Below are 24,797 nucleotides of genomic sequence, written 5' to 3' on the forward strand. Positions count from 1 at the left end.
CCATCGTGCACAGGGCATCGGGTGCTTCCCGCAGCGAAATAAAGGAGGAGGCCGAAGGCCGGGGGACATTCGCGGAGGGGAGTACCCGGTGGCCTGTGCACGCGCCCTGAAAAATCTAACGCTGCCCGCTTGGCAGCAACAGATGCTTCGCCCCGATGTGCGCCTCCATCTCGTGCATGTGCTGCTCGGCATCGACCATGTGCTCCGCCATCAGCCGACGCACTTCGTTTGCATCTTCCTTGCGATAGGCCGCGAGCAGCTGCGTGTGGTAGTCGACGTTCGTCTCGCCGAAGTGGTGATGGTCCAGCGCCTTCTTGTAGACCACGAGGTCGCGCAGCAGGTCGTTCAGGAAGCGGCACATGAAGGACAGCACCGGGTTGGGGCAAGCCTCGGCCAGCATGGTGTGAAAGGCCAGTTCGGCTTCGCGCTGCGTGCGCAATTCGTCCTCGTTGGTGGGCTCGATGGTGCAGAGGCGCACGTTTTCTTCGAGCCGTTCGAACTGCGCGGGCGTCAGCTTGCCGATCACGCTCACTGCCAGCTCAGGCTCCAGCACCTTGCGCAGCTGGTAGATGTGATGCCCGTCGAGGTGATGGAAGTGCAGGAAGTTGCGCAGCGGCTCCGAGGCATGCTCGACCGACACCTGCTGCAGGTACGCGCCGCCGCCGGGGCCGGTGCGGATGGCGATGAGCCCGCGCACCTCCAGCGCCTTCAGTGCCTCGCGCACCGTGCTCTTCGAATAGCCGAAGAGCTCGATCAGTTCCTTCTCGTTCGGTAGCCGGTCGCCGGGCTGCTTGCGCTCCGCCACGATCCAGCGCTTGACGTCTTCGACGATGACGTCCGAGAGCTTCTGCCGCTTGGGACGGTTCTCTCCCACTCTCATTGAAACGCTCCATGCCCATCGGGAGATGCGCGGGATGCGCAACAGCGCGCGATCTTAAACGGCGTGATGCAGGAGGTTGGTCTGGTTTTGGGCACAGGGCTTGCTAGCGGGTTTTTACCAGCATATTAATCCTATTTATCCGCTTAAATTTGCCGGCGCTTGTCCCCGCCGCTTCTTTTCCTACCCCTCATTACGACCGGAGTTCCTCCATGCAACGCAGACAACTTCTTCAACTCGCCGCCCTCTCGGCCGCTCCCGCCTCGCTCCTGGCCGGTCGCGCCGCCTTCGCCCAATCGGCCGATGCGATCCGCTTCGGCTGCCCGGTGCCCATGTCGGGCGCGTTCGCTGCCAATGGGAAGTTCGCCGACCTGGGCATGAAGCTGGCCATCGAGCAATACGGCAGCGTGCTGAAGCGTCCGCTGGCCTACACGGTGCTCGACACCGAAGGCAAGCCGGCGACCGCCGTGCGCAAGGTGCAGGAAGCCTCGCAGCAGCAGGGCGCGAAGTTCTTCGCGGGCGGCATCCTGTCGTCCGAAGCGCTGGCCATGGGCAAAGAGGCCGAGAAGGCCGGCGGCCTGTTCATCACCACCGCGGGCGCCGACGAGATCACCGGCAAGGACTGCAACCCCGCCACCTTCCGCTGGTCGGTGCCCACCTTCGGCGCCATCGAGCAGACGGTGCGCCCGCTGATCGCGTCGATGCCCAAGGCCAAGCGCTGGTACACGATCACGCCGCAGTACGTGTTCGGCGAGGGCCTGCTCGGCGCGGCCAAGAACATCTTCCAAGAGAAGGGCATCGAGCACGTGGGCAACAGCTATCACTCGCTCAACGAGAAGGAGTTCAGCGGCTATCTCACCAACGCCATGGCGGCCAAGCCCGACGTGCTGCTGCTGCTGAACTTCGGCGCGCAGTCTTCGGCCGCGCTGCGCCAGGCAGTGAGTTTCGGCATGCACAAGAACATGACGATCCTCATCGCCTGGGCCTCGGGGCTCGAGCAGTTCGACGAGCTGGGCGCCGACCTGTGCGACGGCGTGTACTTCGGTGCGCAGTACTGGCACACGGCCGACACCGCACTCAACAAGGACCTCGTGAAGCGCACGGCCGACAAGCTCAAGATCGTGCCCAACTACAGCCTCGCGGGCTCGTACATCTGCACCAAGATCCTGATCGACGGCATCGTGAAGGCGGGCTCGGTGGACCAGAAGGCGGTGATCGCCGCGCTCGAAGGCATGAAGTTCGAGGGCCTCACGGGCACGGAAGAAATCCGCAAGGCCGACCACCAGGTCATCAAGGACTACTACCTGCTCAAGGGCAAGGCCAAGTCGAAGATGGCGAACGCGGCCGACTACGTCGACGTGGTCAGTTCCGGCAAGTCGTTCCTCCCGATCGACAAGAGCGGCTGCAAGCTGGCCTGACGCAACGCAAGCCAACGAGCCCATGACCGTCTACCTGCTCCAGACCATCAACGGAATCGGCATCGGCATGCTGTATTTCCTGCTGGCCGTTGGCTTGTCCATCGTGTTCGGCCTGCTTCGCTTCGTGAACTTCGCGCACGGCGCTTTCTATCTGCTGGGCGCCTATCTCTGCTACCAGGCCATGCAGTGGGGCCTGGACTTCTGGGTCGCGCTGGTCGTGGTGCCGCTCGCCGTGGGCGCACTGGGCTGGCTGGCCGAGAAGCTGCTGCTGCGCCGCGTGTACGCCAAGGCACACGAGTTCCACATCCTCGTGACGGTGGGCCTCGCGCTTGCGGTGCAGGAGATCGTGATCGTGTTCTGGGGCCCGCTGGGCAACAGCGTGGCCACGCCCGACCTGCTGCAGGGCGTGGTCATGTGGGGCGCCTTCGTCTATCCCAAGTACCGGCTGTTCGTGATCGGCTTCACCGCCGTGCTCGCGGTGCTGCTGTGGTGGGTGCTCGAAGGCACGCGCCTGGGCAGCGCGGTGCGCGCGGGCAGCGAATCGACCGAGATGGTGTCGCTGCTCGGCATCAACGTGTTCCGGGTGTTCAGCCTGGTGTTCGCGCTGGGTGCGGCCACGGCAGCGCTGGCCGGCGTGCTGGCCGCGCCGATCCGCGGCGCCGAACCCTTCATGGGCGTCGAGGCGCTGAGCGTCGCCTTCGTGGTGGTGGTGATCGGCGGGCTCGGCAGCTTCGGCGGCGCGCTCGTGGGCGGGCTGCTCATCGGCATCGTGCAGAGCCTCATGAGCACCATCTGGCCGCCGGGGGCGAGCCTGATGATCTACATCGCGATGGCGGCCGTGCTGCTGCTGCGCCCGCATGGCCTGCTCGGCCGAAAAGGATGAACGCCATGCCGAGAAAAATCACTTTCCTTCTGGCACTGATCGCCGCGCTGGGCCTGCCGCTGGTGCTGCGCTCGGGCTCGCTCGCGAGCGAGGTGCTGATCTATGCACTCGCGGCCCTGGGCTGCAACCTGCTGCTGGGCTACACGGGGCTGCTGTCCTTCGGTCAGGGCATCTTCTTCGGGCTGGGCAGCTACACCATCGCGATCCTGCTCACGCGCCTGCACCTGCCGATGCCGCTCGCCTTGCTCGCGGCCGTGGCCATGGGCGCGCTCGGCGCGGCGCTGGTCGGCTGGGTCGCCATCCGCCAGCGCGGCACCTACTTCGTGATGCTCACGCTGGCCTTCGCGCAGATGTTCTATTTCATCGCCTACACCGCCACCGACCTCACAGGTGGCGACAACGGCCTGCTCGACGTGCCGCGCCCCGGTTTCATGGACACGCCGTGGAAGTACTACGCCTTCGTCGCGGTGATCTTCCTGATCGCATTTGGGCTGCTGCTGCGCGTGACCGATTCGATCTTCGGTCGCACGCTGCTGGCCATCCGCGACAACGAGGACCGGGCCGCCGCCGTGGGCTACGACCTCAAGCGCTTCAAGCTGCTGGCTTTCGTTATCTCGGGCGCCGTCACCGGCCTCGCGGGCGGGCTGCACGCGATGATGACCGGCATCGCACCGCTGTCGAACGCCGAGTACCACACGAGCGAGATGATCCTGGTCATCACCGTGATCGGCGGCACCGGCAACCTGTTCGCCTCGGTGCTGGGCCCGGCCTTCTACGTGCTGCTTGCCGATTGGCTGTCCACGCTGTGGCCGCGCTGGCTGTTGCTGCTGGGCTTGCTGCTGATCGGCGTGAGCATCGGCATGCAGCGCGGGCTCTGGGGGCTGGGCGAGGGCGCCTGGCGCCGCATCTTCCGCAAGACATCGCCCGACGCCAAAGTGCCCGCGGCCCTGGGAGAAAAAGCATGACGGACATCCTCATCGAAGCCGTCGGCGTCACCAAGCACTACGGCAAGTTCGCCGCGCTCGGCGGCGTCGACCTGAAGATCAGGCGCAATACCGTGCACTCGGTGATCGGCCCGAACGGCGCGGGCAAGACCACGCTGTTCCACATGCTCACCGGCACCGGAACCACCACGGGCGGCCGCATCCTGTTCGACGGCCACGACGTGACGCGCGAGCCCGACCACCAACGCGTGCAGCGCGGCATGGCGCGCTCGTTCCAGGTCACGGCACTATTCGCGAGCCTTTCGGTGCGCGAGAACCTGCGGGTGGCGGCGCAGGGCGTTTCGCCGCGCCAGGCCATGAACTGCTGGCGCGCGCCGGTCGGCGAACTCGCCTGCGCGCGGACGGTGGACGAGGTGCTGCAGCGCGTGGGGCTCGAACGGCTGGCGAACACGCCGGTCAGCGAGTTGTCGCACGGCCAGCAGCGCCGCCTCGAAGTGGGCATGGCGCTGGCCGCCAGGCCGAAGGCGATCTTTCTCGACGAGCCGACCTCGGGCATGGGCATCGACGACCTCGACGACATGAAGCAGCTGATCCGCGGCCTGCGCGACCAGCACACCGTGGTGCTGATCGAGCACAACATGAACATCGTGATGGACATCTCCGACACCGTGACCGTGATGCAGCTGGGCCGCGTGCTTGCCGAAGGGCTGCCGGGCGACATCCGCTCCGATGCGCGCGTGCGCACGGCCTACCTGGGCAACATGATCACTGGAGGAAAAGCATGAGCGCCGTCTCTTGCTCCCTCTCCCCCTGGGGAGAGGGTGGGGGTGAGGGCATGGGCCTTCGCAGATGTGCTGCCTTTGCCATCGCCGTCGGCCCTCACCCCAGCTCTCTCCCCGAGGGGAGAGGGAGCAAAAGCCGCACCGCGAGCGGCCATTCAAGAACAGAGGTTCGCCAATGACCCATTCCATCCTCGAAGTCGAGGGGCTGCACGCCCACTACGGCAAGAGCCATGTGCTGCAGGGCGTTTCGATGCGCGTTGGCGATGCCGAACTGGTCACGCTGCTGGGCCGCAACGGCGCGGGCAAGTCGACCACGCTCAAGAGCATTGCCGGCGCGGTCACGCCCACGGGTGGGCGCGTGCGCTTCCAGGGCGCGGACATCGCGGGCCTGCCGCCGCACCGCATCGCCGCACGCGGCGTGTGCCTGGTGCCCGAGCACCGCGGCGTCTTCAAGCTGCTCACGGTGGAAGAAAACCTGCTGCTCGGCCTGCGACGCGAATCGCCCTGGCAGTTGGCCGACATCTACCGCATCTTTCCGCGGCTGAAGGAGCGGCGGCGCAACGGCGGCGGGCAGCTTTCGGGCGGCGAGCAGCAGATGCTGGCCATCGGCCGCGCGCTCATGAACCATCCGCGCCTGCTGATCCTCGACGAGCCGGTCGAAGGCCTGGCGCCGGTGATCGTCGAGGAGATCGTCGCGCAGCTCAAGACCATCAAGGCGGCTGGCGTGGCCATCCTGCTGGTCGAGCAGAACCTCGAAGTCTGCGTGCAGCTGGCCGACCGCCACTACATCGTGGAGCAGGGCGTGATCGTGCACGAGGCCGGCAACGACGACTTCATGGCCGACCATGAAGTGAAAGATCGCTATCTGGGCGTGGGCCTTGCTTGAGGCTCCCCGCAACACCCTTCCTTATCGCAAAGCCATGAACTCACACACCGAACTCCGCATCGACGGCCAGCGGCTCTGGAACTCGCTGATGGAACTGGCGCAGCTCGGCGCCACCGAGAAAGGCGGCGTCTGCCGCATCGCGCTGACCGACCTCGACCGCCAGGGTCGCGACCTGTTCACGCGCTGGATGCGCGAGGCGGGTTGCGAAGTGCGCGTGGACGCCATCGGCAACATCTTCGCGCGCCGCGCCGGCCGCAACAATGCGCTGCCGCCCATCACCACCGGCAGCCACATCGACACGCAGCCCACGGGCGGCAAGTTCGACGGCAACTATGGCGTGCTCGCGGGGCTGGAGGTGATCCGCAGCCTCAACGACGCGAAGATCGAAACCGAAGCACCGCTCGAAGTGGCCGTGTGGACCAACGAGGAGGGCTCGCGCTTCGTGCCCGTGATGATGGGCTCCGGCGTGTTCGTCGGTGCCTTCACGTTGGAGCATGCGCTGGCGCAGCGCGACAACGATGGCGTGAGCGTGTCCGACGCGCTTGCCGCCATCGGCTATGCAGGCAGCACGGCTGCTTCGGTGGCCGCATCGCCGGTGGGCGCGTACTTCGAGGCGCACATCGAACAGGGCCCGGTGCTCGAAGCCAACGAGCGCGTGATCGGCGTGGTTGAAGGGGCGCTGGGCCAGCGCTGGTACGACGTGGTGGTGCAGGGCATGGAGGCGCATGCCGGCCCCACGCCAATGGAGCTGCGCAAGGACGCGCTGCTGGCCGCCTCCGAGCTCGTGATCGAGGTCAACCGCATCGCGCTGGCGCACGCGCCGCATGCGCGCGGCACGGTCGGCTGGATCGACAACTATCCGAACTCGCGCAACGTGATCCCGGGCCGCGTGAAGATGAGCGTCGACCTGCGCGCGGCCGACGACGTGGTGCTGTCGGCCATGGATGCCGAGCTGAAAGAGGTGGTGCGGCGCATCGCGACGAAGGGCAAGGTCGAGATGTCGGTGGAGCAGGTCGTCTACTTCCCGCCGCAGCCTTTCACGCCCAAGCTCGTGTCCGCCGTGCGCGAGGCCGCACAGGCGCAGGGCATGAGCTGGATGAACGTGATCAGCGGTGCCGGCCACGACGCGGTGTATCTCGCACGCGTGTGTCCCACGGCCATGATCTTCGTGCCCTGCCTCGACGGCATCAGCCACAACGAGATCGAGGACGCGCAGCCCGACCACCTCGAAGCCGGTTGCAACGTGCTGCTGCAGGCGATGCTGCAAAGCGCGGGAGTGGCGTCGTCATGAAGGTGCTGATCGCACGTCTCAACCACGAGACCAACACCTTCTCGCCCGTGCCCACGCCGCTCGCGGCTTTCGGACCCGACGGCCCGACCTTCGGCGAGCAGGCCTACCGGGACAACAAGGGCATGCGCACGGCGATGTCGGCCTTCATCGACCTGGCGGAGCAGGCCGGCGCCACGCTGGTCACGCCGGTGTCGGCCTCGGCCAACCCGAGCGGGCCGGTCGACGCGCAGGCCTACACCACGCTCACGCAGTGCATCGTCGATGCGGCGCCGGGCTGCGACGCCATCCTGCTCGACCTGCACGGCGCGATGGTCGCGCAGAACAGTGCCGACGGCGAAGGCGACCTGCTCGTGCGCCTGCGCGCGGCGGCGCCGGGCGTGCCCATCGGCGTGGCGCTCGACCTGCATGCCAACGTCACACCCGCGATGGTCGGCAACGCGGACGTGATCGTCGGCTTCAAGACCTATCCGCACATCGACATGTACGAAACCGGCGAGCATGCCGGCCGCCTGCTGTTCGACCTGCTGGCCGGGCGCAGCAGGCCGGCGATGCGCTGGCGCCAGCTGCCGCTGATGGCGCACACGCTGCGCAGCGCCTCGTTCACCGGTGCCATGCAGCGCGCCATCGAGGCTGCGCGGGAAGCCGAGAAATCGTCGGAGTCGCTCGCGGTGTCGATCCTGGCGGGCTTCTCGCTGTCGGACATCGAGGCGCCGTGCATGAGCGTGATCGCGGTCGACGCGCAATCGCCCGAACGCGCGCAGGCCACGGCCGACCGCATCGCGATGCAGATGTGGAGCGAGCGCGAAGCCTTCATCTACCGCAGCGAGCCGCTCACGCAGTCGGTGGCCCGCGCAAAGCTCATCGCCCAAGGCGCCACGCGCCCGGTGCTGCTGCTCGACCACGGCGACAACTGCATGTCGGGCGGCAGCTGCGACACCATGGACGTGCTGCAGGAAGCGCTGGCGCAAGGGCTGCACGGCATCGGCGTGGGGCCGCTGTGCGACCCCGAAGCGGTGGCTGAACTGATTGCGGCGGGGGAGGGCGCGGAGGCGACCGTCGCACTTGGCAACAAGGTCTCGCTGGAAGGCATCGGGTTGAAGAAAACGCCGGTGCGCCTGACGGGCACCGTGCGCACCATCGGCAACGGCGAGTACGTGATCACTGGCCCCACCTACACCGGTCAGCGCAGCAGCATGGGCCGCACGGTGCTGTTCGACATTGGCGCCGCGCGCATCGTGGTGACCGAGCGCACGCAGGAGCCGTGGGACATCGGCGTCTTCGAGTGCGCGGGGCTCGATCCGCGCAGGGAACGCTTCCTGCTGCTCAAGTCGCGCATGTATTGCCGGCCGGTGTTCGAGCCGCTGTCGGCCGCGCTGGTGGAGTGCGACAGCCCGGGCGTGACCAGTTCGGACTACGGCCTGTTCCCGTTCAGCAAGGTGCGCCGGCCGGTGTTTCCGCTGGATGCGAACGCCTCGATGGACCTTGCCGCATAACCTGCCAGGTCATCGACGCGAATCGCGTGCGGCGCGACCATTCCTTCACCCCGCGATGTTGCGGGTCGAACCCCTCGAAAGGAATCGTCATCATGAACACCGCCGCACACGATGCCACTGCGATTGCCCAACGCTACATCGCCGTCTGGAACGAAACCGACGCCGCGCGCCGCGCCGCGCTGATCGAAGCCGGGTGGGCCGCCAACGCGCACTACGTGGACCCGATGGCGCAGGCCAGAGGGCATGAGCAGATCAGCGCGCTGGTCGGCGCGGTGCACCAGCGCTACCCGGGCTTCCGCTTCAACCTGCTGGGCAAGGCGGACGCGCATGGCGACCACCTGCGCTTCTCGTGGACGCTGGGGCCGAGCGGGGCGGAAGACCTGATCCAGGGCACCGACTTCGCCCAGCTGGATGCCGGCAAGCTCCGTTCGGTCACGGGCTTCCTGGACAAGGTGCCCGTGGGGGCCTGAAGCAGCGGGAAGGCTGAATGAAAGCTGAACGCCGTGCGCTCAGTCCGGCATGCCGGCCGAGCGGCCGCGCCACAGCTTGCGATAGACGGTGGCACGGCTGATGCCCAGGGCCCGCGCGGCTTCCGCCACGTTGCCGCGCGCGTCGGCCACCGCCTTGCGGATCAGCTCGGTTTCGACGTCGCGCAATCGCGGGCGGGTGCTGGATGCGGAAGCACCCTCGGGGCTGCCGCCGCGCCGGGGCCGCGCCTGCACCCGCAGGCCCGACCAGAGCGGCACTTCGAGCACCGCGTCGCCGCGCCGGGCCGCGTCGAACATCATGTGCAGGGGCAGCGCGAACAGGTCGTTGAAATTCAATGCGTGCTCGCAGCGTGCCAGCGGCTGGTGCAGCATCTGCCGGGCCGCCGCATTGGCGCCCGTGATGCCGCCGCCAGCGTCGATGCACAACAGTCCTTCGGTGGCTTCGCTGCTCGGGCTGCCCGGCCAGGCCAGATGCAACAGCAGCTCGCAGGGCTCGCGGATCAGCAGCATGTTCTCGATGCTGCGCGCGGACAGGGTAGCCAGGTGGCGCAGCTCCGGGCGCTCGACCACCTGCACGCCGGTCAGGTCGAGCATGCCGATGCAGTCGCCCCGGGGGCCGAAGAGCGGGGCGCCGGCGCAGCTGTAGACGCTGGTGTCGTCGAAGAAATGCTCGCCGCGGTGCAGCCACACCGATTCCTGCTCGGCCAGCGCGGTGCCGATCGCGCTGGTGCCGATGGCGCGTTCCGACAGGTCGACGCCGACGCGCGCGATGTCGCGCGCATGGCGGCTGGCGGCGTCGACGCCGCCGGGCAGGTTGCCCACGTCGATCACGACGCCGTCGGCATTGGTCAGGATGGCGAAATAGCGGGTATCGGCGATGGCGCGCGAAAGTCGGTCGATCACCGGCCGGGCCGCCGAAACCAGCGCCCGGTTGCGTTCGGCGACATCGCAGCCGGCAGCCCGGCTCACCGGATCGAAGCTGACTCGCTGCTGCGGCCGGCGGCCGGCCTCGATGCAGCGCTGCCAGGAACGGGTGATCCACGAATCGACGCACGCGGCACCGCGCGCACGGGGCGACGACTCGCCCTCGATCAGTTCGCGGCGGGCTTGGGCAATGGCCAGGGAACGCTCAGGCGGTGGCGAAACGACAGTGGCGGGCATCGTGGTTTTTCGCGCGTGTGGGGCGGCTTTTCCCGGCTCGCCGGACGGCAAGCTGTTTCATTTTGAGAATTTCGTTCGCTCTGTGCAAGAGTCGAGGGTTTTGCCTAGGATAGTGCGAAAGGTGGGCATCCAAGATGCTTTTTGCTGAACCAGCCATCACCTTTCACGGAGACAGCCAAATGCAGGTCGCTTTCAAGGTCAACGGCCGTCAGGTCACGGTCGACGCTCCTCCCAATACTTTCCTCGTCCACGCCATCCGCGAGCACCTCCACCTCACCGGAACCCACGTCGGCTGCGACACCGCCCAGTGCGGCGCCTGCACCGTCCACCTCAACGGCAGGGCAGTCAAGTCGTGCAACATCCTGGTCGCGCAGGCCACAGGCGCGGACATCACCACCATCGAGGGCATCGCCGAGGCCGACGGCACCATGCATCCGATGCAGGCTGCGTTCAAGGAGTGCCACGGCCTGCAGTGCGGCTTCTGCACCCCGGGCATGGTCATGAGCGCCATCGACCTTTGCACCCACCACCCCAAGTCGAGCGAGTCGGAAATCCGGGAGCTGCTCGAGGGCAACCTGTGCCGCTGCACCGGCTACCAGAACATCGTGAAGGCCGTGAAGATGGGCGGCGAGGCCATGGCCTCGGGCACGCCGGTCAAGACAACCGTCACGGCGTGAAAGGAGCAACATCATGGGTGCTTCCGACTTCTCGAATCTGCCGCACATCGGCGAGGCCCTGCGGCGCAAGGAAGACTATCGCTTCCTGACCGGCGCCGGCAACTACACGGACGACATCACGCTGGCCAACCAGAGCCATGCGGTCTTCGTGCGCTCGCCGCATGCCCATGCCGCCATCAAGTCGATCGACATTGCCGAGGCGCTGAAGATGCCCGGCGTGGTCGGCATCTTCAGCGGCAAGGACATCGAAGGAAAGATGGGCGGGCTGCCCTGCGGCTGGCTCATCAACAACCCCGACGGCACCCCCATGAAGGAGCCGATGCACCCGATCCTCGCGATCAAGAAGGTGCGCTACGTCGGCGACCACGTCGCGATGGTGGTGGCCGAGACGGTCGAGCAGGCCCGGAATGCCGCCGAGGCGGTGGTGGTCGACTACGAGGTGCTGCCCGCGCTCGTGAGCGTGGCCGATGCGGCGAAGAAGGCGAGCGGCGTCACGCTGCACGACGAGGCGCCCGACAACCAGTGCTACAAGTGGGCACTGGGCGACAAGGCGGCGGTCGATGCGGTGTTTGCCAATGCCGCGCACGTCACCAAGCTCGACCTGGTCAACAACCGGCTGGTGCCCAACCCGATCGAGCCGCGCGTGGCCATCGGCAGCTACAGCCGCGGCACCGACGACTACACCCTCTACGTCTCCAACCAGAACCCGCACGTCGAGCGCCTGCTGATGACGGCCTTCGTGCTCGGCCTGCCCGAGCACAAGGTGCGCGTGATCGCGCCCGACGTGGGCGGCGGCTTCGGCTCCAAGATCTTCCTGTACGCCGAAGACGTGTGCCTGACCTGGGCCGCCAAGCAACTCAACCGCAACATCAAGTGGACGGCCGACCGTTCTGAATGCTTTCTGTCGGACGCGCACGGCCGCGACCACGTGAGCCACGCCGAGATGGCGATGGACAGCCAAGGCAAGTTCCTCGCGCTGCGCGTGCACACCGACGCCAACCTCGGCGCCTACCTGTCGACCTTCTCGACCGCGGTGCCGACCATCCTCTACGCCACGCTGCTGGCAGGGCAGTACACGACGCCGCAGATCTACGTCGAGGTGGATGCCTGGTTCACCAACACCGCGCCGGTCGACGCGTACCGCGGCGCGGGGCGGCCCGAGGCCACCTACCTGCTGGAACGCCTCGTGTCGCGCTGCGCCTGGGAAATGAACCTGGGCCAGGACGAGATCCGCAAGCGCAACTTCATCACCGCCTTTCCCTATCAGACACCGGTCGCGCTGCAGTACGACACGGGCGACTTCCACGCCTGCATGGACAAGGCCCGCGTGCTGGCCGAGGTCGACGGCTTCGCCGCGCGCAAGGCGGCGACCGAGGCCAAGGGCAAGCTGCGCGGCATCGGGTATTCGAGCTACATCGAGGCCTGCGGCATCGCGCCGTCGAACATCGCGGGCGCGCTCGGTGCGCGGGCCGGCCTGTTCGAATGCGGCGAGATCCGCGTGCACCCGACCGGCAGCGTGACGGTGTTCACCGGCTCGCACAGCCACGGCCAGGGGCATGAGACCACCTTCGCGCAAGTCGTGGCGGCGCGGCTGGGCATTCCGGTCGAGAACGTCGACGTGGTGCACGGCGACACCGGCCGCGTGCCCTTCGGCATGGGCACCTACGGCTCGCGCTCCATCTCGGTGGGCGGGGCGGCCATCATGAAGGCGCTCGACAAGATCGAGACCAAGGCCAAGAAGATCGCCGCGCACCTGATGGAGGCAAGCGACGCCGACATCGAGTTCGCCAACGGCGAGTTCACGGTCAAGGGCACAGACAAGAAGATCCCGTTCGGCCAGGTGGCGCTCACGGCCTACGTGCCGCACAACTACCCGCTCGACAAGCTGGAGCCGGGCCTGAACGAAACCGCCTTCTACGATCCGACCAACTTCACCTTCCCGGGCGGTACCTATATCTGCGAGGTCGAGGTCGACAAGCAGACCGGCGAGGTCAAGGTCGACCGCTTCACCGCGGTGGACGACTTCGGCACCATCATCAACCCGATGATCGTCGAGGGCCAGGTGCACGGCGGGCTGGTGCAGGGCATCGGCCAGGCGCTGCTCGAGAACTGCGTCTACGACAACGAAACCGGCCAGCTGCTCACCGGCAGCTTCATGGACTACGCCATGCCGCGCGCCGGCGACTTCCCGCAGTTCAAGCTCGACACCGTGTGCACGCCGTGCACGCACAACCCGCTGGGCACCAAGGGCTGCGGCGAGGCGGGAGCCATCGGCTCGCCGCCGGCCGTGATCAATGCCGTGCTCGACGCGCTGGCGCCGCTGGGCGTCAAGGACTTCGACATGCCCGCCTCGCCCAGCCGCGTCTGGGAAGCGATGCAGAAGGGCAGCGGCAGCGCCGCGAAAGACGCGATGCCGCAGGAGCCTTCGCTTGCTGCAAGCACCCAAGGCCGTCCGGCCCCCTGAACAACAAAGAAGGAACCACACACCATGTACGCCTTCACACTCGAACGGCCCACTTCCGTGGCCGATGCGGCCAAACTCGTTGCCGCAGGCGCCAAGCCGCTGGCGGGCGGCCAGACTCTGCTGGCTTCGATGAAGCTGCGGCTCTCGGCCCCCGATCAGCTGGTGGACCTGAGCGGCATCAAGGAACTCACCGGCATCGCGAAAAACGGCAACGCCATCACCATCGGAGCCATGTCGCGCCATCTCGATGTGGCGAACAACGCCGACGTGAAGGCCGCCTTCCCGGCGCTGGCCGACCTGGCCGCGCGCATCGGCGACCGGCAAGTGCGCGCGATGGGCACCATCGGCGGCTCCGTGGCCAACAACGACCCCGCAGCCTGCTATCCCAGCGCGGTGCTGGGCTCCGGCGCGACGGTCATCACCTCGAAGCGTGAGATCGCAGCGGACGATTTCTTCCAGGGCCTGTTCACCACGGCACTTGAAGAAGACGAACTGATCACCGCGATCCGCTTTCCCATTCCCAAGCGCGCGGTCTACGAAAAGCTGCGCCAGAAGGCGTCGAACTTCCCGCTGGTCGGCGTGTTCCTCGCGCAATACGACAGCGGCGTGCGCGTGGCGATCACCGGCGCGGGCAACGGCGTGTTCCGCCATGCAGGGCTCGAGGACGCGCTCAACAAGAGCTTCACGGCGGCCGCTGCCGCAGCCGTGAAGATCGACGCGAGCGATCTCAACAGCGACCTGCACGCCTCGGCCGCGTATCGCGCGAACCTGATCAGCGTGCTGACGCAGCGCGCAGTCACCAAGGCCCTGGGCTGAAGAAGCCGGGGTTGTTGTTCCCCCAACGGAAGACGCGACAGCCTCGCGTCTTCCGCTACGCTTCGCCATGATCTTCCCCACCATCGATTCCCTCTCCGAAGGTTTGATGCAGGCCGGCTACTTTGCCGACCGCCGGCTGGCCACGGCCGTTTTCCTAGCGCTCAAGTTGCAGCGCCCGCTGCTGCTCGAAGGAGAGCCCGGCGTCGGCAAGACCGAGCTGGCGAAGGCGTTGTCGACTGCGCTGAGCCGCGAGCTGCTGCGCCTGCAGTGCTACGACGGCCTGGAGCAGCGCGAGGCGCTCTACGAATGGAACTACGCCGCCCAGCTGCTGCACATGCGCGCCGCCGAGGCCACCGGCGCGGCGCGCGACGTGGAGGCTGAGGTCTACCAGCCGCACTACCTGATCCGCCGCCCGCTGCTGCAGGCGCTGCAGACGCCGCTGCCCGGCGCCGTGCTGCTGATCGACGAGGTGGATCGCGCCGATGAGCCCTTCGAGGCCTTTCTGCTCGAATACCTCGGCGAGTACCAGGTGAGCATTCCCGAACTGGGCACGGTGCGCGCCGTGGTGCCGCCCGTGACCATCCTCACGAGCAACCGCACGCGCGAGCTCAACGACGCGGTCAAGCGCCGCTGCCTGTATCACTGGCTCGACTACCCGGAGCGCGAGCGCGAGCTGGCCATCGTGCGCGCGCAGGTGCCGCAGGCCGGCGAGAAGCTGTCGGCGCAGGTGGCGGCCTTCGTTGCACGGCTGCGCGATGCGCCCTTCGTCAACGCTTTCCAGCGTGCGCCCGGCATTGCGGAGAGCGTCGAGTGGGCGAGGGCGCTGATCGCGCTCGACACCGTCGAGCTCGATCCCGAAGTGGTGGTGGACACCGCCGGCATCCTGTTCAAGCAGCGCGACGACGTGGCGGCGCTCACGCGGGAGCTGGCTTCGGACCTGCTCAAACCCGAGGAGCCGGTCGCGCGCTGAGCGCGTCCCCGTTCCAGACAGCGATTTCGCATGGCCGGCATCCAGCAACTCGGCGATGTCCGCGGCGGAAAGCTCGCCGGCAACATCGCCGCCTTTGGCCGTGCCCTGCGCCGTGCCGGCGTGCGTACCGATGCCATGCGCATCGCGCTGGCGGCCGAGGCGGCCACGCTGGTGGGCGTGGACGACAGGCTCGACCTGGGCGCCGCGATGGAAGCCGTGATGGTGAGCCGCGAGCAGGACCGCATGGTGTTCCGCGAACTCTTCGACGCCTGGTTCCGCGACCCGGAACTGGCCAACAAGCTGCTCGCGCAGATGCTGCCGAGTGCCGAAGGTAAGGCCGAGCCCTCGAAGCGCCGGCCGCGCGTGCGCGAAGCGCTTACCGCACCGCGCAGCCCTGCCAGGCCAGCCGAGCCGGCAAAGCCCGACCGCGAGATCGAGTTCGACGCCGCCATGACGTCGAGCGATCGCCAGCGCCTGCAGCATGCGGACTTCAACGCGCTCGGCGCGTCCGAATACCGCCTCGTCGAACGGCTGGCGCGCGACATCCGGTTGCCGATTCCCGAACTGCCGTCACGCCGCCTGCGCGTGGCCGGCGATGCGGGCCAGCAGCATGCGCGCATGCATTGGCCGGGCGTGCTGCACGAGGCGGCGCGCACCGGTGGCGAGATCCTGCGGCTGCCCAGGCTTGCGCGGCGCCAGCAGCCCCTGCCGCTGCTGGTGCTGGTCGATGTGTCGGGCTCGATGGAGCGCTATGCACGGCTGCTTCTGGCGTTCCTTCATGCGGCGACGCGCCGGGCGGGGCGCCGCGACGTGTTCGCCTTCGGTACCCGCCTGACCGACCTGACCCCCGCCTTCCGGCTCGCCGACACCGATGCCATGCTCGATGCGGCCAGCCTCGCCATCGACGACTTCGCAGGCGGCACCCGGCTCGGCAGCTCCCTGACCGAACTGCGCCGCGCCCACGCCCGCCGCCTGACCGGGCGCCGCACGCTGGTGCTGGTGATCAGCGACGGGCTCGACACCGGCGAGCCATCGCTGCTGGAGCAGGAGGTGCTGTGGCTCAAGCGCCATTCGCGCCGCCTGCTGTGGCTCAACCCCTTGCTGCGCTTCGAGGGCTACGCCCCTCTGGCGCGTGGGGCCGGCGTGCTGCACCGGCAAGCAGATGCGATGCTGGCGGTTCACAATCTCAGCGCACTCGAACAGCTCGCCGCGAGCCTGGCCGCCTTGATGCGGTCCGGCCGTTAGCGTTGCCCAGGAAGAAGCAAAAGGAAACCCACCATGGAAATGCTCGGAAACCGCCGCCTCGGCATCACCCAACAACAGGCATGGGACGCGCTCAACGATCCCGAGACGCTGAAGAAATGCATCCCCGGCTGCGACAAGTTCGAGCTCACGGGCGACAACCAGTACAGCGTTGCGCTCGCGCTCAAGATCGGTCCGGTCTCGGCCAAGTTCAACGGCAAGGTGGTGCTGTCGGACATCGTCGCGCCCGATGGCTACAAGCTCACCTTCGAGGGGCAGGGCGGTGTGGCGGGCTTTGCCAAGGGCTCGTCGAGCGTCACGCTCAAGCCGGTGGCCGAAGCGGAGGCCGCGACGCCGCCGGTTGCCGGCTGCGAGCTCGACTACACCGTGCAGGCACAGGTCGGCGGCAAGATTGCCCAACTGGGCCAGCGCCTGATCGACGGCGCTGCCAAGTCGACCGCAGACGATTTCTTCAAGCGCTTCGAGGCCGAGATGCAGAGCCGCTATGGCCCCCCGCCTGCACCGGCCGAGGAGGCCGCCAGCGCCGAGGCGCCGGCCGAGAAGGCCGGCATGATGTCCGGCCTCATGAAGAAGATCGGCCTCGGCAAGAAAGACGACACCGCCGCGACCGGCGACGCCGGCTGAGGGGGCGAACCGCGCTATGGAAAATCTCGACGTCATGGTGCTGCGCACGCTGCGTGACTGGCGGCGTGCCGGCAAACGCGCGCTGCTGACAACCGTCGTGCGCACCTGGGGCTCGTCGCCCCGGCCGGTGGGTTCGATCATGGCCCTGGCCGAAGACGGTGCTGTGGTGGGATCGGTCTCCGGCGGCTGCATCGAGGACGACTTGATCGCGCGCTACAGCCACGCCCACGGCAAGGGCGAGGATGTGCCGCTGGGCGCGCCGCCCGCGCTCGTGAAGTACGGCATCACCGCCGACGAGGCGCATCGCTTCGGGCTGCCTTGCGGCGGCACGCTGGAGCTGCTGCTCGAATACGCGCCCGACGCCGGGTCACTCGACCTGCTGGTCGCGCAGCTGGAGCAGGGCAAGCTCATGCAGCGCACGGTGACGCTCGCCACGGGCGCGGTGCGGCTCGCCGAAGCGACGGCGCCCGACGAGCTCACGGTGAACGACGCCGAACTCACCAACACCTTCGGCCCCGAATACCGCATGCTGCTGATCGGTGCCGGCCAGCTCGCCGAGTACCTCGCCACGATGGCCAAGTTCAGCGGCTTCGCGGTGACGCTGTGCGATCCGCGCGCCGAATACCGAACGGCGTGGTCGCTGTCTGGCGTGCACATCACGACCGAGATGCCGGACGACGCGGTGCTGGCCTTCAAGCCCGACCGCCGCAGCTGCGTGGTCGCGCTCACGCACGACCCGAAGCTCGACGACCTGGCGTTGCTCGAGGCGCTGCAGAGCGAGGCCTTCTACGTCGGCGCCATCGGCTCGCGCCGCAATGCCGACGCACGGCGCGACCGCATGATCGAGCACTTCGACCAGACCGAGGAGTCGCTCGCGCGGCTGCGCGGGCCCATCGGCATCTACATCGGCAGCAAGACACCGCCGGAGATTGCGGTGAGCGTGATGGCGGAAATTCTTGCAGTGAAGAATGCGGTGACTCTGCCGCGTGAGGTCGAAGTGGCTCGGGCCAAGGAGATGCAGCAGTTGTAGCCTGGCTGATGTCTTTTGGGGGATTCGGGGTGCGTGCTCAGGGCACCGGGTACTCCCCTCCGCGAATGTCCCCCGGCCTTCGGCCTCCTCCTTTATTTCGCTGCGGGGAGCACCCGGTGCCCTGTGCACTGGACGCGCTGCTGGTGTACAGCCGATCGACGGCACGTCATCCCGACTTCGCCTCAGGCGGCACATCGGCACCCTTCTGCCGCTCGCGGAACAGCGCCGCGCGCATCAGGAAGATGGTGGTGATCGGCGCCGTGAGTGCGATGAACAGCACGATCAGCACCGCGTGCAGGAACAGGCTGAAGCCCTGCACCGAGAAGTACACGATGGTGGCCACGGTCATGCACCACACGCCTACCGTCGCGCCCAATGTGGGCGCATGGATGCGACGGAAGAAGGTGGGCAGCCGGATCAGGCCGAACGAGCCGATGGCTGCGAAAGCCGCACCCAGCACGGCGAACACGGCAGTGACGATCTCGGCCCACAGCGGCAGCGGGCCTACGATGAAGTCCGTCATTCGATCACCTCCCCGCGCAGCAGGAACTTGGCCATCGCCGTGGAACCCACGAAGCCGAACAGCGCGATCAGCATCGCCGCCTCGAAGTAGACGTTGCTCGCGTAGACGATGCCGAGCACCAGCATCATCAGCATGCCGTTGATGTAGAGGCAGTCGAGCGCCATCACGCGGTCCTGGGCGCTCGGGCCGATCAGCAGCCGGGAGAGCGCGCACAGCATGGCCACGGCCAGCAGGAAGAGCGCGAATTTCAGGGCCCAGAAGAGGATGGGTGTCATGACTCGAAGATCTCCATCAGGGGGCGTTCGTAGCGCTGCTTGATCAACGCGATGAAGGCGGCATCGTCGTCGAGGTCGAACACGTGGATCAGCAGCGTGCTGCGGTCGAACGACACTTCGCCCCAGGCCGTGCCGGGCGTGAGGCACATGATCATCGCCAGCACCGCGAGCCCGTTGGGGTCGCGCATGTCGAGCGGAATCTGCACGAACTTCGAGCCGATGCGCGAGGTGCGTCGCGTGAGCAGCAGGCGGGCCACGTCGTACGCCGACTTCAGCATGTCGAAGGTCACGACGAAGGACAGCCGCAGCGCGACGCCAGGCCGGCGCATGCGCACCGCCGCCGGGCGCAGGCCCTCGGTGAGCAACGGTACGGCGATGGCGAGGATCAGGGCTGCCAGCAGCGTGGCCGCGTCGAGCGATTGGTTGAGCAGCAGCCAGACGACGAACAGCGCGAACGACAGCGGCGGGGAAGGCAGAAGGCGCTTCATGGGGCCGTGCCTTCCTTCTTCTTCACCGGGTTCGGTATCTGCCTGGCGCCCAGCACCGCGTTGCGGTACGCCGTGGGGGTCTTCAGGCCTTCCGCCGTGGCCCTGGCGTGCTGCATCACGGGCTCGGCCCACACGGTCAGCGCCACGCAGGCCGCGAGAAGTCCGGCCACTGGCAGCACTTCGAGCGCGGGCAGCGAAGGCATGGTGGGGTGGAGCTGCGTCCAGAAATGGCGGATGCCGGTGCGGCTCAGGGCGATCAACGAGAGAAAACCGGAGACGATCAGCAGCGCGAGGAAGATCCAGCTGGCGGTGCCGAGCGCCTTTGCGCCGAGCAAGCCCGAGAGCATCGCGAACTTGCCGATGAAGCCCGACAGTGGCGGCAGGCCCGCGAGCAGCAGCGTGCAGCCCACGAAGCTCAGGCCGAGGAAGGCCACGCCGGCGGGAATCGCGCGGCCGTAGAGCGCCTGTGCTTCGTCGTCGAGGTTCACGTTGTCGAGCGTGCGCAGGTCTTCGGCGAGGAAGGGGGCGTTGCCGGCCGCTTCATGCGGCGCGACGCTCATGCCGGCGTTGCGCCAGCGCTCGATCATGTCGGTCAGCAGGAAGAAGGCGCTGACCGCGAGCGTGGAACTCAGCAGGTAGTACAGCGCGCCCGCCCACACGGCCGGCCGTCCAAGTCCGAGCGCCGCGAGCAAGGTGCCGGCCGACACCAGCACGCTGAAGCCCGCGAGGTTCGATAGCCGCTGGGTGCCGACGATGCCGAGGGCGCCGACGAACAGCGTGGCCAGCCCGGTGCCCACCAGCGCGGCCTGCCCGAAGGCCGCCGAGTCACCGGTGTCGGGCGCGAAGAGCACGGTCCACAGCCGCAGGATCGTGTAGATGCCGAGCTTGGTCAGCAGCGCGAACACCGCGCCCACGGGCGACACCGCCGCGCTGTAGGCCGGCACCAGCCAGAAGTTGAGCGGCCACGCGCCGGCCTTGGCGAAGAAGGCGGTCGCGAGGATGGCCGCCGCCGCATGCACCAGCCCGCGGTCGCCCGGCGCGAGTTCGGCGATGCGCACGCCGAGGTCGGCCATGTTGAGCGTGCCGGTCACGCCGTAGAGGATGGCCGCGCCGATCAGGAACAGCGACGAGGCCGCGAGGTTGATCGCGACGTACTGCAGTCCCGCCTGCACGCGCAGCCGGCCCGAACCATGCAGCAGCAGGCCGTACGAAGCCGCGAGCATGACCTCGAAGAAGACGAACAGGTTGAACAGGTCGCCCGTGAGGAAGGCGCCGTTCAGGCCCATGAGCTGCAGCTGCAGCAGCGGATGGAAATGCACGCCAGCGCGGTCCCAGCGCGAGGTCGAGTAGATCGAAGCGGCAAAGGCGATGACGCCGGTGAGCGCGACCATCATGGTCGAGAGCCGGTCGGCCACCAGCACGATGCCGAAGGGCGCGCGCCAGTTGCCCGGCAGGTAGACGCCGATGGAGCCGGGGCCGCCGCCGGTGTCGGCCGCGTTGACCCAGCGCAGCAGTGCGAGTGCGGCGAGCAGGCCGACGAGGCCCGAGATCACGCTCAATGCCGACTTGGTGCGCCGTCGGCGCTCGCCCAGCAGCAGCATGAGCGCAGCCGTGAGCATGGGCACGAGGATCGGCACCGCCACCAGGTGCGGCATGCTGAACTCGAGAAACTGGTCGAGCAGGTGGAAGAATTCCTTCACTCTGCCTCCTGCCGCTCTTCACCGTCCACATGGTCGGTGCCGGTGAGGCCGCGCGAGGCGAGCATCACCACGAGGAACAGCGCCGTCATCGCAAAGCCGATCACGATGGCCGTCAGCACCAGGGCCTGCGGCATCGGGTCGGCCGTGTTGGCCAGCGTGGCGGTGAAGCCCTGGACGAGCACCGGCTCGCTGTCGACCTTGAGCCGGCCCATGCTGAAGATGAAGAGATTGACCGCGTACGAGATCAGCGTCAGGCCCATGATGACCTGGAAGGTGCGTGGGCGCAGCAGCATGTACACGCCCGAGCCGGTGAGCACGCCGATGGCCAGTGCGAGCACGATTTCCATCAGCGAGCTCCCTCTGCGGCGGCCTTGGCTTCGGCCTCTCTCTCTGCCTGCTCGTCGGCCCAGCGGTGGCTGCGTATCGACTGGTGGGCCAGCCCGGTGAGGATCAGCATGGTGGCGCCGAGCACCAGCGCGAACACGCCGATGTCGAAGAAGAGGGCGCTGGGCACATGCACCTCGCCCAGCAGCGGCAGGTGAACGTGCGCGGTGTGCGTGGTCAGAAAGGGGTAGCCGAAGAACACCGCCCCGCTGCCGGTGGCGAGCGCGAACAGCAGGCCGATGGCGATCCAGCGGCGCGGATAGATGCGCAGATGCTCTTCGACCCATTCGGTACCCGAGACGATGAACTGCAGCACCAGCGCCACCGACATCACCAGCCCCGCGACGAAGCCGCCGCCCGGCGCGTTGTGGCCGCGCATGAAGAAGTAGACCGACACCAGCACCGCCAGCGGCAGCAGCAGCCGCACCAGCACGGCCGGCACCATCAGGTAGCCGACGGCGGTGTCCTTGGCGCGGCGCGGGTTCAGCAGGTCGCTGCTGCCGTCGTCGACCTGCAGGCGCTGCTGTATCGGCAGGGCCATCGACTCGATCGCGGGGCGGAAGCGCCGCAGCAGGGCATACACGGTGAGCGCCACCACGCCGAGCACCGTGATCTCGCCGAAGGTGTCGAAGCCCCGGAAGTCGACCAGCATCACGTTGACCACGTTGGTGCCGCCGCCTTCGGTGAGCGCGCGTTCGAGGAAGAAGGGCGAGATGCTCTGCGGGAACTCGCGCGTCATCATGGCCCAGGCCAGCATCGCCATGCCGCCGCCGGAAACAGTGGCCACCAGCAGGTCGCGCCCGCGCCGGCCCCAGGGCCGCAGCCGTGCGCGCGCGGGCTGCACGGCGTCCTTGCTGCGCATCGGCAGCCAGCGCAGTCCCAGCAGGATCAGCACGGTGGTCACGGCCTCGACCACCAGTTGCGTCAGCGCGAGGTCGGGCGCGGAGAACCAGATGTAGGTCACGCACGAGACCAGCCCGGCGCCCGAGGCCAGCATCAGCGCCGCGAGCCGGTGGAACTTGGCCTGCCACGCGGCGGCCAGCGCGCAGGTGCCGCCGATGATCCAGGTCATGGCGAACATCGGCGAGAAGGGCAGCAGCTCGCGCGTGCCGGGCGCGGCGGGCGTGGCCCACAGCGAGGCCGCGGCGCCCGCGACGGCCACCACGACCAGCAGCAGCAACTGCCACTGCATGCGGCGCGTGCCGAGCAGGCGGCGGCTGCGCCGACCCGCCTCGCTCAGCAGCGCGAGCAGGTGCTCGAAGATGGCCTGGCCGTCGAAGCGGTGCAGCAGTGGCGTGTGTGCGAGACCGCCGTCCGCGCGCCGGCTGCGCTGCAGCAGGTAGAGCGCGGCGCCGCCCGCCAGCGCCACGAAGCTCATCGCGAGCGGCAGGTTGAAGCCGTGCCATACGGCCAGGCTGTACTCGGGCAACGTGCCGCCCACCACGGGCGTCGCGGCCGCCGCCAGCAGCGGGCCGATGGACCAGGCCGGCGCCACGCCCACGACCAGGCACAGCAGCACCAGCAATTCGACCGGCACGCGCATCCAGTGCGGCGGCTCATGCGGCTGCCTGGGCACGTCGGGGCCGCAGGGCGGACCGAAGAACACGTCGAACACGAAGCGGGCGGAGTAGGCCACGGTGAAGACGCCCGCGACGGTGGCGATGATCGGCAGGCTCCAGTCGATCCATGGCGTGGACTGGATGAACACCGTCTCGGCGAAGAACATCTCCTTCGACAGGAATCCGTTGAGCAGCGGCACGCCGGCCATCGAGGCGCTGGCGATGATGGCCAGCGTGCCGGTGATCGGCATCAGCCGCAGCAGGCCGCTGAGCTTGCGGATGTCGCGCGTGCCGCTCTCGTGGTCGATGATGCCGGCCGCCATGAACAGCGATGCCTTGAAGGTCGCGTGGTTCATCACGTGGAACACCGCCGCCACTGCCGCCAACGGGCTGTTCAGGCCCAGCAGCAGCGTGATGAGCCCGAGATGCGAGATGGTCGAGTAGGCCAGCAGTGCCTTCAGGTCGCGCTGGAACATGGCAATGAAGCCGCCGAGCAGCAGCGTGACCGCGCCCGCGCCGCCCACCATCCAGAACCACTGCTCGGTGCCCGAGAGCACGGGCCACAGCCGTGCCATCAGGAACACGCCGAGCTTCACCATGGTGGCCGAGTGCAGGTAGGCCGACACCGGCGTGGGCGCGGCCATGGCGCGCGGCAGCCAGAAGTGGAACGGGAACTGCGCGCTCTTGGTAAAGGCGCCGAGCAGCACCAGCACCAGTACGGCCGGGTAGAGCGCGTGCGCGCGGATGAGGTCGCCCGAGGCCAGCACCACGTCGAGCTCGTAGCTTCCGACGATGCGGCCCAGCACCAGCACGCCAGCCAGCAGGCACAGCCCGCCCGCGCCGGTGACGGTGAGCGCCATGCGCGCGCCGCGCCGCGCATCGCGGCGGTGGTGCCAGTAGCCGATGAGCAAGAAGGAGAAGAGGCTGGTGAGTTCCCAGAACAGCACCATCTGGATCAGGTTGCCCGAGAGCACCACGCCCATCATCGCGCCCATGAACGCGAGGAAGAACGAGAAGAAGCGCGGCACCGGGTCGGAGGCCGACATGTAGTAGCGCGCATAGAGCACCACCAGCGCGCCGATGCCCAGCACCAGCATGCAGAACAGCCAGGCGAAGCCGTCCATGCGGAACACGAGGTTGAGGCCGAGGGCCGGGAGCCATTCGATCTCTTGCCGCAGCACATTGCCGTGTGCGACCCGCGGAAAGAACCATGCGGTCTGTATCGCACAGCCCAGTGCGACCAGCCCCGCGAGCGTCGACTCCCTGTTGCGCGCGTTCGATGGCATCAACGCGGCCAGCACGCTGGCAATGAAGGGGAGTGCGACGAGAAAGACCAGGGGCATTGGGGCCGATTCTATCGATCGACCCTTTGGGAAGCCCTATCTATAACCGCAAGACATAAGGCGCTTTTTGCCCGTTCAAGCCGAGAAGATCCGCACGGTGCGGATGCCGAGCCAGGTGAAGAAGAGCGAGCCGCCCAGATGGGCCGAGGCCGTCACCATGGCCACGCCCAGCCGGCCTTCGAGCAGCATGGTGGTGACCTCGACGGAGAAGCTCGAGAAGGTGGTGAGGCCGCCGAGGAAGCCGGTGATCAGCGCGAGCCGCCAGACCGGATCCAGGTCTGGCAGCAGCTGGAAGGTGGCAACGGCCACGCCGATGAGGTAGCCGCCGATCAGGTTGGCAGCCAGCGTGCCCCAGGGCATGAGGCCGCCCATGCCCAACCAGAGGGCGAGGCCCCAGCGGGCCAGGGCGCCGATCGAGGCGCCGATGCAGATGGCAAGAATCGGGAGAAGAAGCATGC

General features: G+C 67.8%; 24 protein-coding genes. 15 read left to right on the forward strand and 9 right to left on the reverse strand.

Going from position 1 to position 24,797, the window contains the following annotated elements; genetic code table 11:
- Nucleotides 1–115: 115 nt before the first annotated feature.
- Nucleotides 116–880: a FadR/GntR family transcriptional regulator gene (locus ACEOAB_RS07355; protein ID WP_413748741.1), complete on the reverse strand. Its 765-nt coding sequence runs from the start codon at nt 878–880 to the stop codon at nt 116–118.
- Nucleotides 881–1,089: 209 nt separating this feature from the next.
- Between ACEOAB_RS07355 and ACEOAB_RS07360 the strand changes: the two genes are divergently transcribed.
- From ACEOAB_RS07360 to ACEOAB_RS07395, 8 genes are all read left to right on the forward strand, one after another.
- Complete coding sequence (locus ACEOAB_RS07360) at nt 1,090–2,295, forward strand: ABC transporter substrate-binding protein (RefSeq protein ID WP_413748740.1); 1,206 nt, start codon at nt 1,090–1,092, stop codon at nt 2,293–2,295.
- A gap of 22 nt (nt 2,296–2,317) precedes the next feature.
- Nucleotides 2,318–3,178: a branched-chain amino acid ABC transporter permease gene (locus tag ACEOAB_RS07365; RefSeq protein WP_007829315.1), complete on the forward strand. Its 861-nt coding sequence runs from the start codon at nt 2,318–2,320 to the stop codon at nt 3,176–3,178.
- A 5-nt stretch (nt 3,179–3,183) separates the two neighbouring features.
- A complete protein-coding gene (locus ACEOAB_RS07370) occupies nt 3,184–4,143 on the forward strand; it encodes a branched-chain amino acid ABC transporter permease (RefSeq protein ID WP_413748739.1) in 960 nt (319 codons plus the stop codon).
- Nucleotides 4,140–4,907: an ABC transporter ATP-binding protein gene (locus tag ACEOAB_RS07375; protein ID WP_413748738.1), complete on the forward strand. Its 768-nt coding sequence runs from the start codon at nt 4,140–4,142 to the stop codon at nt 4,905–4,907. Before ACEOAB_RS07370 ends, ACEOAB_RS07375 begins: the two co-directional genes overlap by 4 nt.
- 172 nt (nt 4,908–5,079) lie before the next feature.
- Nucleotides 5,080–5,790, forward strand: a complete 711-nt coding sequence (locus ACEOAB_RS07380) for an ABC transporter ATP-binding protein (protein WP_413748737.1) — start codon at nt 5,080–5,082, stop codon at nt 5,788–5,790.
- A 34-nt stretch (nt 5,791–5,824) separates the two neighbouring features.
- Complete coding sequence (locus tag ACEOAB_RS07385; RefSeq protein WP_413748736.1) at nt 5,825–7,081, forward strand: Zn-dependent hydrolase; 1,257 nt, start codon at nt 5,825–5,827, stop codon at nt 7,079–7,081.
- Entirely contained in the window at nt 7,078–8,574 is a 1,497-nt protein-coding gene (locus tag ACEOAB_RS07390; protein WP_413748735.1) for a M81 family metallopeptidase, read from the forward strand. Before ACEOAB_RS07385 ends, ACEOAB_RS07390 begins: the two co-directional genes overlap by 4 nt.
- 92 nt (nt 8,575–8,666) lie before the next feature.
- The gene (locus ACEOAB_RS07395; protein WP_056587203.1) at nt 8,667–9,044 is read left to right on the forward strand and encodes a nuclear transport factor 2 family protein; all 378 of its coding nucleotides are present in this window, start codon (nt 8,667–8,669) and stop codon (nt 9,042–9,044) included.
- Nucleotides 9,045–9,083: 39 nt separating this feature from the next.
- Here ACEOAB_RS07395 and ACEOAB_RS07400 read toward each other — a convergent pair whose 3' ends face one another.
- Nucleotides 9,084–10,223, reverse strand: coding sequence for a helix-turn-helix domain-containing protein (locus ACEOAB_RS07400; protein WP_495653564.1), 1,140 nt, complete (start codon nt 10,221–10,223; stop codon nt 9,084–9,086).
- A gap of 179 nt (nt 10,224–10,402) precedes the next feature.
- Here ACEOAB_RS07400 and ACEOAB_RS07405 point away from each other — a divergent pair, with 179 nt between their 5' ends.
- The 7 genes from ACEOAB_RS07405 (at nt 10,403) to ACEOAB_RS07435 (ending at nt 18,067) form a co-directional block, all read left to right on the forward strand.
- On the forward strand, nt 10,403–10,900 hold the full coding sequence (locus ACEOAB_RS07405; RefSeq protein ID WP_056587209.1) for a (2Fe-2S)-binding protein: 498 nt from the start codon (nt 10,403–10,405) through the stop codon (nt 10,898–10,900).
- Between the two features lie 13 nt (nt 10,901–10,913).
- A complete protein-coding gene (locus ACEOAB_RS07410; protein ID WP_413748733.1) occupies nt 10,914–13,364 on the forward strand; it encodes a xanthine dehydrogenase family protein molybdopterin-binding subunit in 2,451 nt (816 codons plus the stop codon).
- Nucleotides 13,365–13,388: 24 nt separating this feature from the next.
- The gene (locus tag ACEOAB_RS07415) at nt 13,389–14,180 is read left to right on the forward strand and encodes an FAD binding domain-containing protein (protein WP_056587215.1); all 792 of its coding nucleotides are present in this window, start codon (nt 13,389–13,391) and stop codon (nt 14,178–14,180) included.
- A gap of 67 nt (nt 14,181–14,247) precedes the next feature.
- Nucleotides 14,248–15,150, forward strand: a complete 903-nt coding sequence (locus tag ACEOAB_RS07420; RefSeq protein ID WP_007829333.1) for an AAA family ATPase — start codon at nt 14,248–14,250, stop codon at nt 15,148–15,150.
- Between the two features lie 30 nt (nt 15,151–15,180).
- Entirely contained in the window at nt 15,181–16,395 is a 1,215-nt protein-coding gene (locus tag ACEOAB_RS07425; protein WP_413748732.1) for a vWA domain-containing protein, read from the forward strand.
- A gap of 33 nt (nt 16,396–16,428) precedes the next feature.
- Nucleotides 16,429–17,037, forward strand: a complete 609-nt coding sequence (locus ACEOAB_RS07430) for an SRPBCC family protein (RefSeq protein ID WP_413748731.1) — start codon at nt 16,429–16,431, stop codon at nt 17,035–17,037.
- 16 nt (nt 17,038–17,053) lie between these two features.
- Entirely contained in the window at nt 17,054–18,067 is a 1,014-nt protein-coding gene (locus ACEOAB_RS07435; protein ID WP_056587226.1) for an XdhC family protein, read from the forward strand.
- Between the two features lie 166 nt (nt 18,068–18,233).
- Here the strand turns inward: ACEOAB_RS07435 and mnhG are convergent, their stop codons facing one another.
- The 7 genes from mnhG to crcB form a co-directional block, all read right to left on the reverse strand.
- The gene (gene mnhG / locus ACEOAB_RS07440; RefSeq protein WP_413748730.1) at nt 18,234–18,590 is read right to left on the reverse strand and encodes a monovalent cation/H(+) antiporter subunit G; all 357 of its coding nucleotides are present in this window, start codon (nt 18,588–18,590) and stop codon (nt 18,234–18,236) included.
- Nucleotides 18,587–18,865: a K+/H+ antiporter subunit F gene (locus ACEOAB_RS07445; RefSeq protein ID WP_007829342.1), complete on the reverse strand. Its 279-nt coding sequence runs from the start codon at nt 18,863–18,865 to the stop codon at nt 18,587–18,589. The genes mnhG and ACEOAB_RS07445 overlap by 4 nt, the downstream gene beginning before the upstream one ends.
- Complete coding sequence (locus tag ACEOAB_RS07450; RefSeq protein WP_056587230.1) at nt 18,862–19,353, reverse strand: Na+/H+ antiporter subunit E; 492 nt, start codon at nt 19,351–19,353, stop codon at nt 18,862–18,864. The genes ACEOAB_RS07445 and ACEOAB_RS07450 overlap by 4 nt, the downstream gene beginning before the upstream one ends.
- On the reverse strand, nt 19,350–21,008 hold the full coding sequence (locus ACEOAB_RS07455; RefSeq protein ID WP_413748746.1) for a monovalent cation/H+ antiporter subunit D: 1,659 nt from the start codon (nt 21,006–21,008) through the stop codon (nt 19,350–19,352). Before ACEOAB_RS07455 ends, ACEOAB_RS07450 begins: the two co-directional genes overlap by 4 nt.
- A gap of 41 nt (nt 21,009–21,049) precedes the next feature.
- Nucleotides 21,050–21,400, reverse strand: a complete 351-nt coding sequence (locus tag ACEOAB_RS07460) for a Na+/H+ antiporter subunit C (RefSeq protein WP_007829346.1) — start codon at nt 21,398–21,400, stop codon at nt 21,050–21,052.
- On the reverse strand, nt 21,400–24,339 hold the full coding sequence (locus ACEOAB_RS07465; protein WP_495653565.1) for a monovalent cation/H+ antiporter subunit A: 2,940 nt from the start codon (nt 24,337–24,339) through the stop codon (nt 21,400–21,402). The genes ACEOAB_RS07460 and ACEOAB_RS07465 overlap by 1 nt, the downstream gene beginning before the upstream one ends.
- 75 nt (nt 24,340–24,414) lie before the next feature.
- A complete protein-coding gene (gene crcB, locus ACEOAB_RS07470) occupies nt 24,415–24,795 on the reverse strand; it encodes a fluoride efflux transporter CrcB (protein ID WP_056510364.1) in 381 nt (126 codons plus the stop codon).
- Nucleotides 24,796–24,797 lie beyond the last annotated feature (2 nt).

The organism is Variovorax sp. Varisp53, assembly GCF_059491555.1.